This window comes from Streptomyces sp. 135, assembly GCF_020026305.1.
Taxonomy (GTDB): domain Bacteria; phylum Actinomycetota; class Actinomycetes; order Streptomycetales; family Streptomycetaceae; genus Streptomyces.
On sequence record NZ_CP075691.1, the window covers coordinates 2,431,298 to 2,445,408 of the forward strand.

The window sequence follows — 14,111 nt, forward strand, 5'->3', positions numbered from 1 at the left end:
GCGGGCGGGTGGGAGACATCCGGCGCGCAGCGACGGCACAGGGCACAGCCGCCGAGCAACGGGCGGGTGGGCGGGAGACATCCGGCGCGCAGCGGCGGGACAGGAGACAGCCGCCGAGCAACGGGCGGGCGGGTGGGAAGGAGACCTCCGGCGCGGAGCGGCGGGACAGGGAATACCCCCGGCCCACATCCCCCCGTACAAACCCTGTCGGCAGGATGTCGGTGGTTTGTCGGTGCCGCATGGCACCTTGTACCGCATGACGCGAATCGACAAGAACCCCGGCAGCGCAGGGAGCGCGGTCACCGTAAGGGGACTGGTCAAGCACTACGGCGAGACCAAGGCACTGGACGGCGTGGACCTGGACGTACGCGAGGGCACCGTCCTCGGCGTACTCGGCCCGAACGGCGCCGGTAAGACCACCCTCGTACGCTGCCTGTCCACCCTGATAACCCCGGACGCCGGCACCGCCGTCGTCGCCGGGTACGACGTGACCCGCCAGCCCCGCCAGCTCCGCCGGGTCATAGGCCTGACCGGCCAGTACGCCTCGGTGGACGAGAAGCTGTCGGGCCGCGAGAACCTGTACATGATCGGGCGCCTGCTCGACCTGCCCCGCAAGGAGGCCTGGTCCCGTGCCGACGGCCTGCTCGAGCGGTTCTCCCTCACCGAGGCCGCCAAGCGCCCGGCGAACACGTACTCCGGCGGCATGCGCCGCCGCCTCGACCTGGCCGCCTCCATGATCGGCAGCCCGGCCGTCCTCTACCTGGACGAGCCGACGACCGGCCTCGACCCCCGCACCCGCAACGAGGTGTGGGCCGAGGTCAAGCGGATGGTCGCCGACGGCGTCACCGTGCTGCTGACCACCCAGTACATGGAGGAGGCCGAGCAGTTGGCCTCCGAGCTGACGGTCATCGACCGTGGCAAGGTCATCGCCAGCGGCGGCATCGACGAGCTGAAGGCGAAGGTCGGCGGCCGCACGCTGCGGATCCGCCCGGTCGACCCGCTGGAGCTGCGCCCGCTGGCGAACACCCTGGACGACCTCGGCCTGACCGGTCTCGCCACGTCCACCGTGGACATCGAGTCCGGCACGGTCCTCGTCCCGATCCTCAGCGACGAGCAGCTGACGGCCGTGGTCGGCGCGGTCTCCGCGCGCGGCATCACGATCGGTTCGATCTCCACCGAACTGCCCAGCCTGGACGAGGTGTTCCTCTCCATCACCGGCCAGAAGGCCAGTGCCCCGCAGGACGCCCGCCCCGAACTCGAGGAGGTTGCCGTATGAGCAGCACCACTCTCACGCCGCCGCCCCTCGCCAAGGGCCAGGAGGCCGACGCCCGCATAGGCCCGCGCGCCCACGTCCGCCACACCGGCGCGCTGGTGCGCCGCAACCTGCTGTGGATACGCCAGGACCCGGAGTCGATGTTCGACGCGGTCCTGATGCCGATCGTCTTCACGCTCCTGTTCGTGTACGTCTTCGGCGGTTCGATCGGGCAGGCGCTCGGCGGCGGTCAGGACAAGTACGTGCAGTACGTGGTCCCCGGCATGATGGCGATGATGAGCATGAACATCGCCATGGCCGTCGGCACCGGCTTCAACCAGGACTTCCAGAACGGCATCATGGACCGCTTCCGCACCCTGCCGATCGGCCAGGGTTCGGTGCTCTTCGCCAAGATCGTGGTGGAGGTGATCCGGCTGCTCATCGCGACGACGATCATGATGATCGTCGGTGTCCTGGTGGGCTTCGACATCACGAACTGGGGCGGTCTGTTCGCCGCGGTGGGCCTCTCCACGCTCTTCGGCACGGCCATCATGTGGATCTTCCTGGTCCTCGGCGTCACGATGAAGAGCGCCCAGTCCGTGCAGGCGATGGGCTTCCTCGTCCTGATGCCGCTCCAGTTCGGTTCGTCGATCTTCGCGCCGACGAAGTCGATGCCGGGCTGGCTCCAGGCCTTCACCGACTACAACCCGCTGTCCGCGCTCGCGGACTCCGCGCGCGGCCTGATGATCGGTGGCCCCATCGCGCACGACATCTGGGTGACGGTCGGCTGGTCGGCGGCGCTGACACTGGTGATGGCGCCGATCGCCATCCACAAGTTCCGCACCAAGAACTGATCAGCGGCTCGGTGCCGTTGCCGTGCACAGGGCGGTGGCCTCGTCGAGTGTGAGGTCACCGCCCTCGGCGTACGCGGCCTCGTACGCGGCGGCGCCAAGCGCGGCGCGGGCGAGCCGGGCCGCGTCCTCGTGGATCTCCCGCTCCATCGCGTTCGGGAAGTGGCCCGCGGGGTGCTCCCGTTCGGCCACCGCGAGCAGCCGGGCGGCGTCGGCGGCGCGGCTGCCGCCGTCCAGCCCGGCCAGGGCGCGGGCGGCGATGCGCAGTTGGGCGGCGACGCCGTGCGGCGCGACCATCAACGACAGGGGCGCGCGGGCCTCCTGGATGGCGACGCGTGCCACGGCCACGCCCTCGGCGCACCGGCCGTCGAGGGTGTCCAGCCAGGCCTGGAGGCCGAGCACGAAGCTGTCGAAGACGGTGTAGCCGACCATGGTGAACTCCTCGCGCAGCCACCGCAGGTGTTCCCGTGCCTCGTCGAGGCGGCCGGTGCGGCCGAGCGCGCCGAGGAGGAAGAGCCGGGCCGCGGGCGCGGCCTCACCGGTGTGCGCCCGGCCGCTGCCCGCGAGGACGTCCCGCAGTATCGCCTCGCCCCGCTCGAAGCCGTCGGCCGATTCCATCAGGACCGAGCCGAGGCGGGCCCTGAGCACCGCCACCTGACTCTGGGCGCCCAGCTGTTCGGCGTAGGCGATGGCGGCCTCGTAGTCCTCGGCGGCGAGGGCGAACCGGCCGCAGCGCTCCCGTGACTCGCCCCGCGCGGAGAGCGCCTCGGCGATGCCCCACGCGTCGCCGAGCCGGGTGAAGCCCCGCAGTGCCTCGTCCGCGTCACGGCTCGCCTCGCCCGCCCGGTCGGCGTGGCTCGCGAGGATGTTGGCGCGCATCTGGAGGGCGCTGGCCAGCTCCCAGGCGTAGCCGAGCTCCCGGCAGGTCTCGACGGTCTTGTCGAGCGTGGCGCGCAGCATGTCCGCGTCGCCGCCGAGCATCACGGCGAAGAACCAGAGGCTGCCCGGGATGCGGCAGGTCTGCGGCAGCCCCGGCCGGTAGGCCTCCCGGATGCCGCGCAGCCGCTCCTCGGCCTCCGGGGTCTGCCACGCGTCCATGTCCATGTCCATGCAGGCGAGGTCGAGGAGGCGTACGCCTCGGCGCGCCTCGTCGAGGACCTCGGGGCGCATGGGCGGGGGCGCGGCGGTGCACGGTTCGTCGAGCGGGGGCGCGGGGACGACGGGCGGGGCGAACGGGTCGGGGCCGAGGGCCATGGCGTCGCGGGACCAGTTGCGGGCCTCCAGGCGCAGCCCGCGGATCTCCCAGAACCAGCACAGGGACAGGACCAGGCAGAGCGTCTCCTGCTCGTCGCCCGCAGCCACGGCATGCCGCAGGGCGGTGCGCAGGTTCTCGTACTCGACTTCGAGGCGCTCGACGGCGGCGAGCTGTCCGCTGCCGCGCAGTTCGGGGTCGGTGGTGCGGGCGACCTCGCGGTAGTGCACGAGGTGTGCGCGTTCGGCGTCGGCGCGGTCCCCGGCTTCGTCGAGCCGCTCGCCCGCGTACTCGGCGACGGTTTCGAGCAGCTGATAGCGCATGCCCGCGCCGGGCAGCGGCGAAGGGGTGGCGACGACGAGGGACTTGTCGACGAGGGACCCGAGCGAGTCGGCGACGTGGTACGGGCTGGCGCCGCTGCCGTCGTTGTTGTCGTTGTTGTCGTTGTCGTCGCTGTCGTCGCTGTCGCCGCGCGCGCAGACCGCTTCGGCGGCGGCGAGGTCGCAGCCGCCCGCGAAGACGGAAAGCCTCCGCAGGACGGCGCGTTCGGGGGCGTCGAGCAGGTCCCAGGACCAGTCGACGACGGCCCGCAGGGTCTGCTGGCGGGGCAGGACGGTGCGGGCGCCGCTGGTCAGCAGCCGGAAGCGGTCGTCGAGGCGATCGGCTATCTGACGGAGGGAGAGCAACCGCAGGCGGGCGGCGGCCAGTTCGATGGCGAGCGGCAGGCCGTCGAGGCGCCGGCAGATCTCGGCCGCGGCGGCCGGATCGTCGTCCACGGTGAACCCGGGCCGGGCGGCGGCCCCACGCTCGGCGAACAGCCGCACCGCGACCGGCTCGGGCAGCGGCTCGACGGGCCGCAGCGACTCGCCGGGCACCCCGAGGGGTTCCCTGCTGGTGGCGAGGACGGTCAGGCCGGGGCAGCGGCCGAGGAGTTCGTCGGCGAGGCGGGCCGCGGCCTCCACGACGTGCTCGCAGTTGTCCAGGATGACGAGCATGCGGCGCCCGGCGCAGTGCTCGACGAGCCGGGCGACGGGGTCCTCGCCGTGCCGCTCCGACAGGGCCCGCATCTCCTCGGCGCCGGCGCCGCGCAGCACGGTCTCGCGGGCGCCGAGCGCGGTCAGGACGGCCTCGGGGACGTCCGCCGGGTCCTCGACGGGCGCGAGTTCGGCCAGCCACACACCGTCCGGGACGTCGTCGGCGAGGGTCTCGGCGGCCTCCTGGGAGAGCCGGGTCTTCCCGGCACCGCCGGGCCCGAGCAGCGTGACGAGCCGGGCGCGCGTGAGGTCGGCCCGCAGCGCCTCGATGTCGGCCTCGCGCCCGACGAAGGAGGTGAGGCGGGCGCGGAGGTTGCCGGGCGGCCGGGGCCGTACCGGCTGCACCAGCTGTGTTGGCTGTGCTGGCTGTACCGGCTGCTGTGCTGGCCGCGGCGCGACAGGCCGGGCGTGCAGCAACTCCGCGTGCAGTGACTGGAGTTCGGCGCCGGGGTCGGCCCCGAGCCGGTCCGCCATGCCGCGCCGTATGTCCTCGTACGCGGCGAGCGCCTCCGCCCGGCGGCCGGCGTCCCGCAGGGCGCGCAGCCGCAGGGCCTGGAGTGGCTCGTCCAGGGGGTGGATGCCGCAGAGGGCGGTGAGTTCGGGCAGGACCTGTTCCGCCCGGCCGAGTGCGAGGGCCGCGGTCAGCCCGGCGCGGCGGGCGTCGAGGCGGCGTGCCTGCCAGCGGGCGGCGTCGGCCGCGCGGTCCGGCAGGTCGGCGAGGGCCTCGCCGCTCCACAGGGCGAGCGCGTCGTCGAGCAGGGCGGACGCCTTGGCCGGGTCGCCGTCGGCCAAGGCGCGGCCGCCCTCGCCGACCAGCCGGTCGAAGCGGAAGACGTCCACGTCGTCGGGGCTCGCGCACAGCCGGTAGCCGCCGTCCACCGAGGCGACGCGGTCGGCGCCCAGGGCCCTGCGGAGCCGGCCCACCAGCGCCTGGAGGGCGCCGCTCGCGTCGGCGGGCGGCTCGGCGCCCCATACCTCGTCGACCAGGACCGCGGCGGGCACCGCACGGTCCGCGCGCAGGGCGAGCGCCGCCAGGAGGGCGCGCAGGCGCGCGCCGCCGATGGGAACGGATGTTCCGTCGGCGCGGACAGCTCGGGTCGTCCCGAGAACGCGGTAACGCACCGGCCCATTGTCCCTTCCGCGGTGGCCGCCGTGCGCCGTGCGCCCGTCCGAGGGCCCCGCGCCGCTCGACTCCCCTGCCCCCGCGCGCCGTTCAGGCGTCGCGGACCTCCAGCTCCACCAGGACGCCGGTCTCCTCCCGCCGGTATCCCGGCCCCTGTGTCGTACGGGACCGCTCCTCCGCCTGGAACCACTTCGGGCACGACTCGACGGGGCGCAGCCACCGCTCGCCGGGCACCGGCTGGTACGTCCGCGAGCCCTCGGCGGTCTCGGCGAAGCCCTGCGTGACGATGTGGATGGCTCGGACCCGGCCGACCGTGTCCGGCCACCGGCCGCCGTGCCGCTCGACGGTGAGCAGACCGGTGAGCCGGACGGGCTCGGGCGGGCTGGGGGCCGGGCGGTTCCACGGGACGGTGATGCCGTGGGCCTGAACGACCGCGGGCTCCCACAGCTCCTCGAAGCCGCCTTCGCCGTCGGCACCCTCGGCGCCGGCGCCCTCACTGACGGCGCCCTCACCGTCGGCACCTTCCCCGTCGGCGCCCTCACCGTCGGCACCTTCCCCATCGGCGCCCTCCCCGTCGACACCTTCCCCGTCGACACCTTCCCCGTCGGCGCCCTGACTGACGGCGTCCTCCCCGCCGTCGTCTCCCCCATCGGCGCCCCGACTGACGGCATCCTCCCCGCCGTCGTCTCCCCCATCGGCGCCCCGACTGACGGCATCCTCCCCGCCGTCGTCTCCCCCATCGGCGCCCCGACTGACGGCATCCTCCCCGCCGTCGTCTCCCCCATCGGCGCCCCGACTGACGGCATCCTCCCCGCCGTCGTCTCCCCCATCGGCGTCCTCCCTGTCGGAGTCCTGACTGCCGGGGCCCCCGAAGCAGCCGCCGCCCCCGAAGCCACCGTCACCCTCGAAGCCGTCACCGCCCCCGAAGCCACCGTCGTCCTCGGCCCAGTCCCCCTCCAACGCGTCCAACCGAACCACCGGACCCTCGATCTCGCTGCGGTCGGCCGCCCAGGCCGCGTCGTCCCGGCGGTCGCCGTCGACCCGCAGCGGCCACGCCACCTCGTCCCCGACGGCGAACGGCTCCCCGCAGCACTCCATCTGCCAGTCCTCGTACATCACCTTCCACAGCGCCATGGCCCCAGCTTCCCCGGAACTCCCCGGCATGTGCGAGACGTTTTCGCCGTACGCCCGCTACGGTCGGGCAGACCCGCGATCCCAGGAGCCCCGCCCCATGACCACCGCCCCCATCCGACGCTCCGACCGGCGGATCAGTCCCGTCTTCCTCGGGATCGCCGCCGTCACGGCGGTCTCCGGCTGGGCCACCTGGACCGGCTTCTCGGACAACCCCGGGCTCGCCGTGTTCCTCTTCGTGACGGCGGCCTGGATCGTCTCCCTCTGCCTGCACGAGTACGCGCACGCCCGCACGGCCCTGCACAGCGGCGACATCACGATCGGCGCGAAGGGCTACCTGACGCTCAACCCGCTCAAGTACACCCACGCGCTGCTCAGCATCGTGCTGCCCGTCGTCTTCGTGATCATGGGCGGCATCGGCCTGCCCGGCGGCGCCGTCTTCATCGAGCGGGGCCGGATCCGGGGCCGCTGGAAGCACAGCCTGATCTCGGCGGCGGGCCCGCTGACGAACGTGCTGTTCGCGGTGGTCTGCACGGCGCCGTTCTGGCTGGGCGCCCTGGACGGCGTGCCGGACGCGTTCCGCTACGCCCTCGCGTTCCTCGCCCTGCTCCAGGTCACGGCGGCGATCCTGAACTCGCTGCCCATCCCGGGCCTCGACGGGTACGGCGTGATCGAGCCCTGGCTGTCGTACAGGATCCGGCGGCAGGTGGAGCCGTTCGCGCCGTTCGGGCTCCTCGCGGTCTTCGCGGTGCTGTGGATCCCGGAGGTCAACGGCGCCTTCTTCGACGCGATCGACGCGATCCTGCGCGGCCTCGGTGTCGACGAGTGGGACACCTCCTGGGGCCGGGACCTGTACCGCTTCTGGGACGGCACGGAGGAGGTCCCGCCGCCGCTCAGCCCGTAGGGGCGGAAGCGTCCCCGCGCAGCTTCGCCCGCCGCAGGTAGAACCACGCCATGTTCGACGAGAGCCCCGCGAGCAGCACCCATACGATCCCGAGCCAGCTGCCCTGCACGAAGGAGATCACGGCGGCGGCGACGGCGAGCGCGCAGACCACGAGGGCGTACAGAGCGAGGCGGGGCATGGGGGTCGGCTCCTGTCGGGCGAGGTATGGCTGACGTACCCCTCCAGTGTCCCCCATGCCTCCTGTCCCCCATGCCGCCGCCCGCCCCGCCACGTCCCTCCGGGTCCCTACACGTCGGTGACCCGCAGCCCCGCGTGCGCCTTGTAGCGGCGGTTGACGGAGATCAGGTTGGCGACCAGGGACTCCACCTGGTGGGCGTTGCGCAGCCGTCCGGCGAAGACGCCGCGCATGCCGGGGATGCGGGCGGCGAGCGCCTGCACGACGTCCGTGTCGGCGCGGCTCTCGCCGAGGACCATGACGTCGGTGTCGATCTCCTCGACGTCGGCGTCCTGGAGCAGCACGGCCGACAGGTGGTGGAAGGCGGCCGTGACGCGGGAGTCCGGCAGCAGGGCGGCGGCCTGCTCGGCGGCGCTGCCCTCCTCGGGCTTGAGGGCGTAGGCGCCCTTCTTGTCGAAGCCGAGCGGGTTCACGCAGTCGATCACGAGCTTGCCGCGCAGGTCCTCGCGCAGCGCTTCGAGAGTCTTGCCGTGGCCGTCCCACGGCACGGCGACGATCACGATGTCGCTGCGCCGGGCGCACTCCGCGTTCTCGGCGCCCTCGACGCCGAGGCCCAGCTCGTCGGCGGCGGCCTGCGCGCGCTCCGCCGCGCGGGAGCCGATGATCACCTTCTGGCCGGCGCGGGCGAGGCGGTAGGCGAGGCCGCGCCCCTGGTCGCCGGTGCCGCCGAGGACACCCACGACGAGCCCGGACACGTCGGGCAGCTCCCAGGGATCCTTGGCCGGGGCCTTGGCGGGAGCCTTCTGCGCACTGTCCGCGGCACTGTTCGCGGCACTGTCTGTAGAGGTCATGGGGCGACCTTACTCACCGGTCACAGCCGGCTACACGAGTTCCCCCAACGGGATCCGGCGGAAGGTGATCGTCTCGTACGCGCTGAAGTCGCCCGTCTCGTAGAGGAGCCCGACGCTCTCCTCGTCGAGGCGTACGAGATCGGAGTACGCGGCCGGCAGCCCGTCGACCGTGTGGGCGGTCCGCCAGGTGGCGCCGGAGTCGGTGGAGCGGCGCACGGTCATCAGGGCGCGGAAGCCGGGGTCGGCGGGACCGGAGAAGAGGAGTACGTCGGGGTCGCGCACCTGGAGGACGCTGCCCTCGACCACGGGCCCGGTGAGACCGGCCTGCGGGCGGAAGGGCCTGACGAGGCTCCGGCCGCCGTCGCGGGAGTGGGCGTCGGCGCGGTTGCCGGGGGCCGGGGAGTCGTTGCGGGTGTTGAAGTACAGGCGTCCGTCGGGGAGTTCGGCGGCGGTGGTCTCGTTCACGTTGATGTAGCCGTTGGTGTTGTCGTCGATGTAGCCGATGCGCCAGGTGGCGCCGGAGTCGTCGCTGAGCAGGCAGTGGCCGCCGTTGTACTTGCCCTCGGTGCCGTTGTCCGTCCCCGTCGGCGGCAGGGAGTGGTTGGCGGGGACGACGACGCGGCCGGTGGTGAGCTGGATGGCGTGGCCTGGTGTGGTGGCGTACCACCGCCAGTTCGTCTTCTTCACCTGGCCGGTGATCTCGCGCGGGGCGGACCAGGTGCGGCCGTCGTCGTCGCTGTGCTGCACCCACACGCGCCGCCCGGCGGCCGCGGAGACCTTGCCGCGGCGGATGGCGTCCTCGGTGGCGGAGGCGGCGTTCCTGACGTGGACGAGCAGGATCCGGCCGGTGGCGAGGACGACGGGGGCGGGGTTGCCCGCGAGGTCGGTGCCGTTCTTGCCGACGACCTGGAGCGGGCCCCAGGTGCGGCCGCCGTCGAAGGAGCGCCTGAGGACGATGTCGATGTCGCCGAAGTCCTCCTGGGAGCCGACGCGGCCCTCGCAGAAGGCGAGGACGGTGCCGCGGGCGGTGGCCACGACGGCCGGTATGCGGAAGCTCGCGTAGCCCTCGCGACCCGCGCGGAAGGGAACAGACGTCTCATAAGTCATCCCTCGCCCTTCCCCACTCCGGGGGAATTCCGGGTGAACTCCCGGTCACGACTGACCTGTCGGGGCAAGATGCGGCGCCATGGACGCCGTACGGGTGGCGCTGTTGCGCGAAGTGCTCGCAGGGACCGAGTGGCTCGGCGCCACGCGCCGCTTCGCGGGGTCCCTGCGGTCGTCCGTGGTACCGCACGGCGGCGGACTGCTGCTCGTCGGGACCCGGGCCTACGAACCCTGGCATCTGGCCGCCCACCTGGTGGACGAGGCGGCCTGGTCCGGCACGCCGGAGCTGACCCCCACCCTCGTACGGCACCGGGTCCTCGCCTCCGATCCCGCGCACCTGTCGACCGGCCTCGGCCGGATCGAGGCCGCGCGGCGCGGCGAGACGCTGCTGGTCGTGGCGCCGGAGGCGCCGGACGCCGGGCTGCTCACGCGCGTGCACGACGCGCGGCGGGCCGGGGCGACCGTCCTCGCGCTCGGCTCCGACGACCGGGACCTGAGCGCCCTGTCCCACGAGGCGCTGGCGGTCCCCGGGGAGGACTCCGGAACGGCACACGACCTCGACCTGGACACGGTGCAGCACCTGGTGAGCGCGGCGGCCGGGGAGAACGCCCTGCCCGTGGCGCGGGGACGCCGCCGCTTCCGCGACCGGCTCTCGCGCCTCGCCGACCAGCTGACGTCACCGCCGCCGACGCGGTGGTGAGCGGTCCCCGCGCCGCGGAAATTCGGTTGCCCGGTGCGTCGGGCGGCACTGAACATGAGTTCTCGTGCCTCTCTCCGCGATCCTGCCCGACCTCTCCCCGTGGCGCTCCACGCGTGACTTCCGGCTGCTGTGGGTGCAGGGGCTCGTCACGTACTTCGGCAGCTTCATGGCGATGGTCGCGCTGCCGTTGCAGATCAAGGAGCTGACGGACTCGCCGCTCGCGGTGGGGGCGATGGGCGCGGTGGAGCTCGTGCCGCTGATCGTCTTCGGGCTGTACGGCGGTGCCCTCGCCGACGCCGTGGACCGGCGCAAGGTGATCCTCCTGAGCGAGGCCGCGCTGGGCCTGCTGGCCGTGGTCCTGCTGGTGAACGCGCTGCTGCCGTCCCCGCTGCTGTGGCCCCTGTACGTCGTCGCGGCCGGCGTCTCGGCGCTCGCCGGGCTGCAACGCCCGGCACTCGACTCCCTGATGGCGCGGATCGTGCCGCACGACCAGCTGACGGCGGCCGCGGCACTGAACTCGTTCCGCTGGAACGTGGGCGCGATCGCCGGCCCGTCGCTCGCGGGCCTCGTCGTCGCGTTTGCCGGGCACGCGTCCGCGTACGCCGTGACGGTCGTCTGCTTCACCGTCTCGGTCCTGCTGTGCACCCGGCTCTCCCCGGCGCCCGCCGCGCACGACGCGGAGAAGCCGTCCCTGAAGGGCCTCGCGGAGGGCGCGCGGTACGCGTGGTCGCGGCCGGTGCTCCTCGGTACGTACGCGGTGGACATGGCGGCGATGTTCTTCGCCTTCCCGAACACGGTCTTCCCGTTCCTCGCGGACGAGCTGGACGCCGAGTGGTCGCTCGGCCTGATGTACGCGGCCGGGGCGGTGGGGTCACTGCTGCTCGGCCTCACCAGCGGCTGGACGTCGCGGGTGCGGCGGCACGGGCTGCTCGTGGTGTTCGGGGCGGCGGGGTGGGGGCTCGCGATCACGGCGGCGGGCTGGTTCGCGAACGTGTGGGTGGTGCTTGGGTGCCTGGCGCTGGCGGGCGCCGGGGACATGCTGAGCGGCCTCGGCCGCTCCACCATCTGGAACCAGACGATCCCCGACGAGCTGCGCGGACGCCTCGCCGGCATAGAGGTGCTGTCCTACAGCGTCGGCCCGCAGCTGGGCCAGGTCCGCGCGGGCGCGGCGGCGGGCTGGACCGGCACCCGGTCCGCCATCTGGTCCGGCGGCGTCGCCTGCGTGGCCTCGGTCGCCGTCCTCGCGGCGGCGCTGCCACGGCTCATCTCCTACGACGCCACAACGGACCCGGACGCGAGGCTCCGCCGGGACCGGGACGCGACGAGGGCGACGGCGACGCCGTAGCTTCCGGGGCTTCCGGGGCTTCCGGCAGCTACCGGGGCCTCGCGGGCGTCCAGGACTCCCCGGGCCACCAGCAGCTTCCGGGGGCCGCTGGGGCTTCCGGCTACCGGGGGCATCCGGGCCCCGGGGCTACCGGGAGCTTCCCGGGCGTCCGGGGCTTCGCGGACGTCCGGGGCTACCGCGGCTACTGGGGCTCCGGGGCTACCGCGGGCGTCCGGGGCCTCCCGGGCGTCCGGCGCCTCGGGGGCGTCCGGCGCCTCGGGGGCGTCCGGCGCCTCGGGGGCGTCCAGGCCCCCACCCCGGCCCCTCGCAGCGGACTACGGGGCGGCCCCACCGGACCACCCCGCCCCGCCGAAGCCCCCGGCAGGGTCAGTCGTCCTCGCCGCGCCCCACCGTGTCGTGCCACCGCGGGTCGTTCTCCCATTCGAGGTTCCGCTCCGCGGCCGTCCGCATCGCCTGTTCGGCGTCCGCGCGTGAGGCGTAGGGGCCCATCCGGTCCTTGCCGGGACACTCGGGGCCCTCTTCGACCTTCTTGTGCTCCAGGCAGTAGTACCACTCGCCCGGCTTGCCGACCGTCCGCTTCTTGAACAGCGCCATGACCGCCCGCTCCCGTCATCCGTTCCGGTCCCGCTCTCTGACGCCATGCTGCCCCACGACGGCTGGCTAGACTCGCTCGCATGTCTGGCCAGTCACTGCTCGTCCCAGGGGAGCTCTCCCCCGTCCGCTCCGTACCCGGCAACATCAGGCGCCCGGAGTACGTGGGAAAACCCGCCCCCACCCCGTACACGGGGCCCGAGGTGCAGACCCCCGAGACCATCGAACTGATGCGTACCGCGGGCCGCATCGCCGCCCGCGCCATGGAAGAGGCCGCGAAGCACATCGCGCCCGGTGTGACCACCGATGAGCTGGACCGTGTCGCGCACGAGTACATGTGCGACCACGGCGCCTACCCCTCCACGCTCGGCTACCGCGGCTTCCCGAAGTCGCTGTGCAGCTCGATCAACGAAGTCATCTGCCACGGAATCCCGGACTCCACCGTCCTCAAGGACGGCGACATCATCAACCTCGACGTCACGGCGTACATCGGCGGCGTGCACGGCGACAACAACGCCACCTACCTCGTCGGCGACGTCGACGAGGAGTCGAAGCTGCTCGTCGAGCGGACCCGCGAGTCCCTCAACCGCGCCATCAAGGCCGTCAGGCCCGGCCGCCAGATCAACATCATCGGCCGCGTCATCGAGTCGTACGCCAAGCGGTTCGGCTACGGCGTCGTGCGTGACTTCACCGGTCACGGCATCAACACGTCCTTCCACTCCGGACTGATCGTCCCCCACTACGACAGCCCGCATGCGACGACCACCATCCAGCCCGGCATGACGTTCACGATCGAGCCGATGCTGACCCTCGGCACGCACGAGTACGACATGTGGGACGACGGCTGGACCGTCGTCACCAAGGACAGGAAGCGGACCGCGCAGTTCGAGCACACGCTGGTGGTGACGGACACCGGGGCGGAGATCCTCACGCTTCCCTGAGCCGCGTGAGCCGCTCGAGGCTCGTGAGGCGCAGCGGTGGTTGCCCCATTCGGGAACGGGTAGCGTTTTTACCGACAGGACGTCGGGAACCAGTTGACTTAGGTAAGCCTAACTTGCCATGATCTCCCCACGGTCGCTGGTTCCCGCCACCCGTCACCCGGCTCCTGGAGGCCCTCATGGATACGCCGCTCACGCCGTCCGCACCCTTCTCGACGGTGATCCGCACCGCGTCGCACGAGCAGCACACCGAGGCCGAGACCTCCACCTTCATGAGCGACCTGCTCGGCGGCCGGCTCGGCGTCGACGCCTACGCCCGCTACACGGAACAGCTGTGGTTCGTCTACCGCGCTCTGGAGGACGGCGCGGAGGCGCTGGGCGAGGACCCCCTCGCGGGGCCGTTCATCCGGCCCGAGCTGCTGCGCGTGAGCGAGCTGGAGCGTGACCTCGCGCACCTGCGTGGCGCGGACTGGCGCGGTGGCCTCACTCCCCTGCCCGCCACGGCTGCGTACGCGGCGCGGGTCGAGGAGTGCGCGCGCACCTGGCCCGGCGGCTATGTCGCCCACCACTACACCCGCTACCTCGGCGACCTCTCCGGCGGCCAGATCATCCGCGGCAAGGCCGAGCAGACCTGGGGCTTCGCGCGCAAGGGCGACGGCGTGCGCTTCTACGTGTTCGAGGGGATCTCCAACCCGGCCGCGTTCAAGCGGGGCTACCGCGAACTGCTCGACGGGATCGACGCGGTCGTCACGGACGAGCTGGAGAAGAAGCGCATCGTGGACGAGTGCAAGCGCGCCTTCGCCCTGAACACCGCCGTCTTCCGCGAGCTGGGCGAGGAGTTCCCGCTCAGCGCGTGAGCT

Annotated in this window: 13 protein-coding genes; 7 read left to right on the forward strand and 6 right to left on the reverse strand. The window is 73.0% G+C overall.

What is annotated here, in order from left to right:
- Window positions 1-256: 256 nt before the first annotated feature.
- Together KKZ08_RS10980 and KKZ08_RS10985 are read left to right on the forward strand one after the other, a co-directional pair.
- Window positions 257-1,276 carry an ATP-binding cassette domain-containing protein gene (locus KKZ08_RS10980; protein ID WP_223774281.1) on the forward strand — a complete coding sequence of 340 codons (1,020 nt, stop codon included), beginning with the start codon at window positions 257-259 and terminating at the stop codon, window positions 1,274-1,276.
- On the forward strand, window positions 1,273-2,106 hold the full coding sequence (locus tag KKZ08_RS10985) for an ABC transporter permease (RefSeq protein WP_223774282.1): 834 nt from the start codon (window positions 1,273-1,275) through the stop codon (window positions 2,104-2,106). Before KKZ08_RS10980 ends, KKZ08_RS10985 begins: the two co-directional genes overlap by 4 nt.
- Here the strand turns inward: KKZ08_RS10985 and KKZ08_RS10990 are convergent, their stop codons facing one another.
- Window positions 2,107-5,511, reverse strand: coding sequence for a BTAD domain-containing putative transcriptional regulator (locus tag KKZ08_RS10990; protein ID WP_223774283.1), 3,405 nt, complete (start codon window positions 5,509-5,511; stop codon window positions 2,107-2,109).
- Between the two features lie 91 nt (window positions 5,512-5,602).
- Window positions 5,603-6,646, reverse strand: a complete 1,044-nt coding sequence (locus KKZ08_RS10995) for a DUF6578 domain-containing protein (RefSeq protein WP_223774284.1) — start codon at window positions 6,644-6,646, stop codon at window positions 5,603-5,605.
- A 97-nt stretch (window positions 6,647-6,743) separates the two neighbouring features.
- Here KKZ08_RS10995 and KKZ08_RS11000 point away from each other — a divergent pair, with 97 nt between their 5' ends.
- Window positions 6,744-7,547: a site-2 protease family protein gene (locus KKZ08_RS11000; RefSeq protein ID WP_223774285.1), complete on the forward strand. Its 804-nt coding sequence runs from the start codon at window positions 6,744-6,746 to the stop codon at window positions 7,545-7,547.
- On the opposite strand, the gene KKZ08_RS11005 is transcribed toward KKZ08_RS11000, so the two are convergent.
- The 3 genes from KKZ08_RS11005 to KKZ08_RS11015 are packed head-to-tail and all read right to left on the reverse strand — an operon-like array spanning window position 7,537 to window position 9,680.
- Window positions 7,537-7,782: a hypothetical protein gene (locus KKZ08_RS11005; protein WP_223774286.1), complete on the reverse strand. Its 246-nt coding sequence runs from the start codon at window positions 7,780-7,782 to the stop codon at window positions 7,537-7,539. The two genes, KKZ08_RS11000 and KKZ08_RS11005, sit on opposite strands and share 11 nt — an antisense overlap.
- A 50-nt stretch (window positions 7,783-7,832) precedes the next feature.
- A complete protein-coding gene (gene npdG / locus KKZ08_RS11010; protein ID WP_223774287.1) occupies window positions 7,833-8,573 on the reverse strand; it encodes an NADPH-dependent F420 reductase in 741 nt (246 codons plus the stop codon).
- A 30-nt stretch (window positions 8,574-8,603) separates the two neighbouring features.
- Window positions 8,604-9,680: a sialidase family protein gene (locus tag KKZ08_RS11015; protein ID WP_223774288.1), complete on the reverse strand. Its 1,077-nt coding sequence runs from the start codon at window positions 9,678-9,680 to the stop codon at window positions 8,604-8,606.
- 79 nt (window positions 9,681-9,759) lie between these two features.
- On the opposite strand from KKZ08_RS11015, the gene KKZ08_RS11020 reads away from it, so the two are divergent.
- Together KKZ08_RS11020 and KKZ08_RS11025 are read left to right on the forward strand one after the other, a co-directional pair.
- Window positions 9,760-10,377: a hypothetical protein gene (locus KKZ08_RS11020; protein WP_223774289.1), complete on the forward strand. Its 618-nt coding sequence runs from the start codon at window positions 9,760-9,762 to the stop codon at window positions 10,375-10,377.
- A gap of 64 nt (window positions 10,378-10,441) precedes the next feature.
- The gene (locus KKZ08_RS11025; protein ID WP_223774290.1) at window positions 10,442-11,722 is read left to right on the forward strand and encodes an MFS transporter; all 1,281 of its coding nucleotides are present in this window, start codon (window positions 10,442-10,444) and stop codon (window positions 11,720-11,722) included.
- Window positions 11,723-12,088: 366 nt separating this feature from the next.
- On the opposite strand, the gene KKZ08_RS11030 is transcribed toward KKZ08_RS11025, so the two are convergent.
- On the reverse strand, window positions 12,089-12,316 hold the full coding sequence (locus KKZ08_RS11030; RefSeq protein WP_223774291.1) for a hypothetical protein: 228 nt from the start codon (window positions 12,314-12,316) through the stop codon (window positions 12,089-12,091).
- Between the two features lie 80 nt (window positions 12,317-12,396).
- Between KKZ08_RS11030 and map the strand changes: the two genes are divergently transcribed.
- Both map and KKZ08_RS11040 read left to right on the forward strand, forming a co-directional pair.
- Entirely contained in the window at window positions 12,397-13,254 is an 858-nt protein-coding gene (gene map / locus KKZ08_RS11035) for a type I methionyl aminopeptidase (protein ID WP_223774292.1), read from the forward strand.
- A gap of 176 nt (window positions 13,255-13,430) precedes the next feature.
- Window positions 13,431-14,108 (forward strand): biliverdin-producing heme oxygenase, encoded by a 678-nt coding sequence (locus tag KKZ08_RS11040; protein ID WP_223774293.1) that lies wholly within the window; start codon window positions 13,431-13,433, stop codon window positions 14,106-14,108.
- Window positions 14,109-14,111: the final 3 nt, after the last annotated feature.

Excerpts from the sequence above, each read along its gene's own strand:
- map (WP_223774292.1), top strand. The coding sequence starts at position 12,397 with ATGTCTGGCCAGTCACTGCTCGTCCCAGGGGAGCTCTCCCCCGTCCGC.
- KKZ08_RS11015 (WP_223774288.1), bottom strand. The coding sequence starts at position 9,680 with ATGACTTATGAGACGTCTGTTCCCTTCCGCGCGGGTCGCGAGGGCTAC.
- KKZ08_RS11005 (WP_223774286.1), bottom strand. The coding sequence starts at position 7,782 with ATGGGGGACACTGGAGGGGTACGTCAGCCATACCTCGCCCGACAGGAG.
- KKZ08_RS11020 (WP_223774289.1), top strand. The coding sequence starts at position 9,760 with ATGGACGCCGTACGGGTGGCGCTGTTGCGCGAAGTGCTCGCAGGGACC.
- npdG (WP_223774287.1), bottom strand. The coding sequence starts at position 8,573 with ATGACCTCTACAGACAGTGCCGCGAACAGTGCCGCGGACAGTGCGCAG.
- KKZ08_RS11000 (WP_223774285.1), top strand. The coding sequence starts at position 6,744 with ATGACCACCGCCCCCATCCGACGCTCCGACCGGCGGATCAGTCCCGTC.
- KKZ08_RS11030 (WP_223774291.1), bottom strand. The coding sequence starts at position 12,316 with ATGGCGCTGTTCAAGAAGCGGACGGTCGGCAAGCCGGGCGAGTGGTAC.
- KKZ08_RS11040 (WP_223774293.1), top strand. The coding sequence starts at position 13,431 with ATGGATACGCCGCTCACGCCGTCCGCACCCTTCTCGACGGTGATCCGC.
- KKZ08_RS10980 (WP_223774281.1), top strand. The coding sequence starts at position 257 with ATGACGCGAATCGACAAGAACCCCGGCAGCGCAGGGAGCGCGGTCACC.
- KKZ08_RS10985 (WP_223774282.1), top strand. The coding sequence starts at position 1,273 with ATGAGCAGCACCACTCTCACGCCGCCGCCCCTCGCCAAGGGCCAGGAG.
- KKZ08_RS10995 (WP_223774284.1), bottom strand. The coding sequence starts at position 6,646 with ATGGCGCTGTGGAAGGTGATGTACGAGGACTGGCAGATGGAGTGCTGC.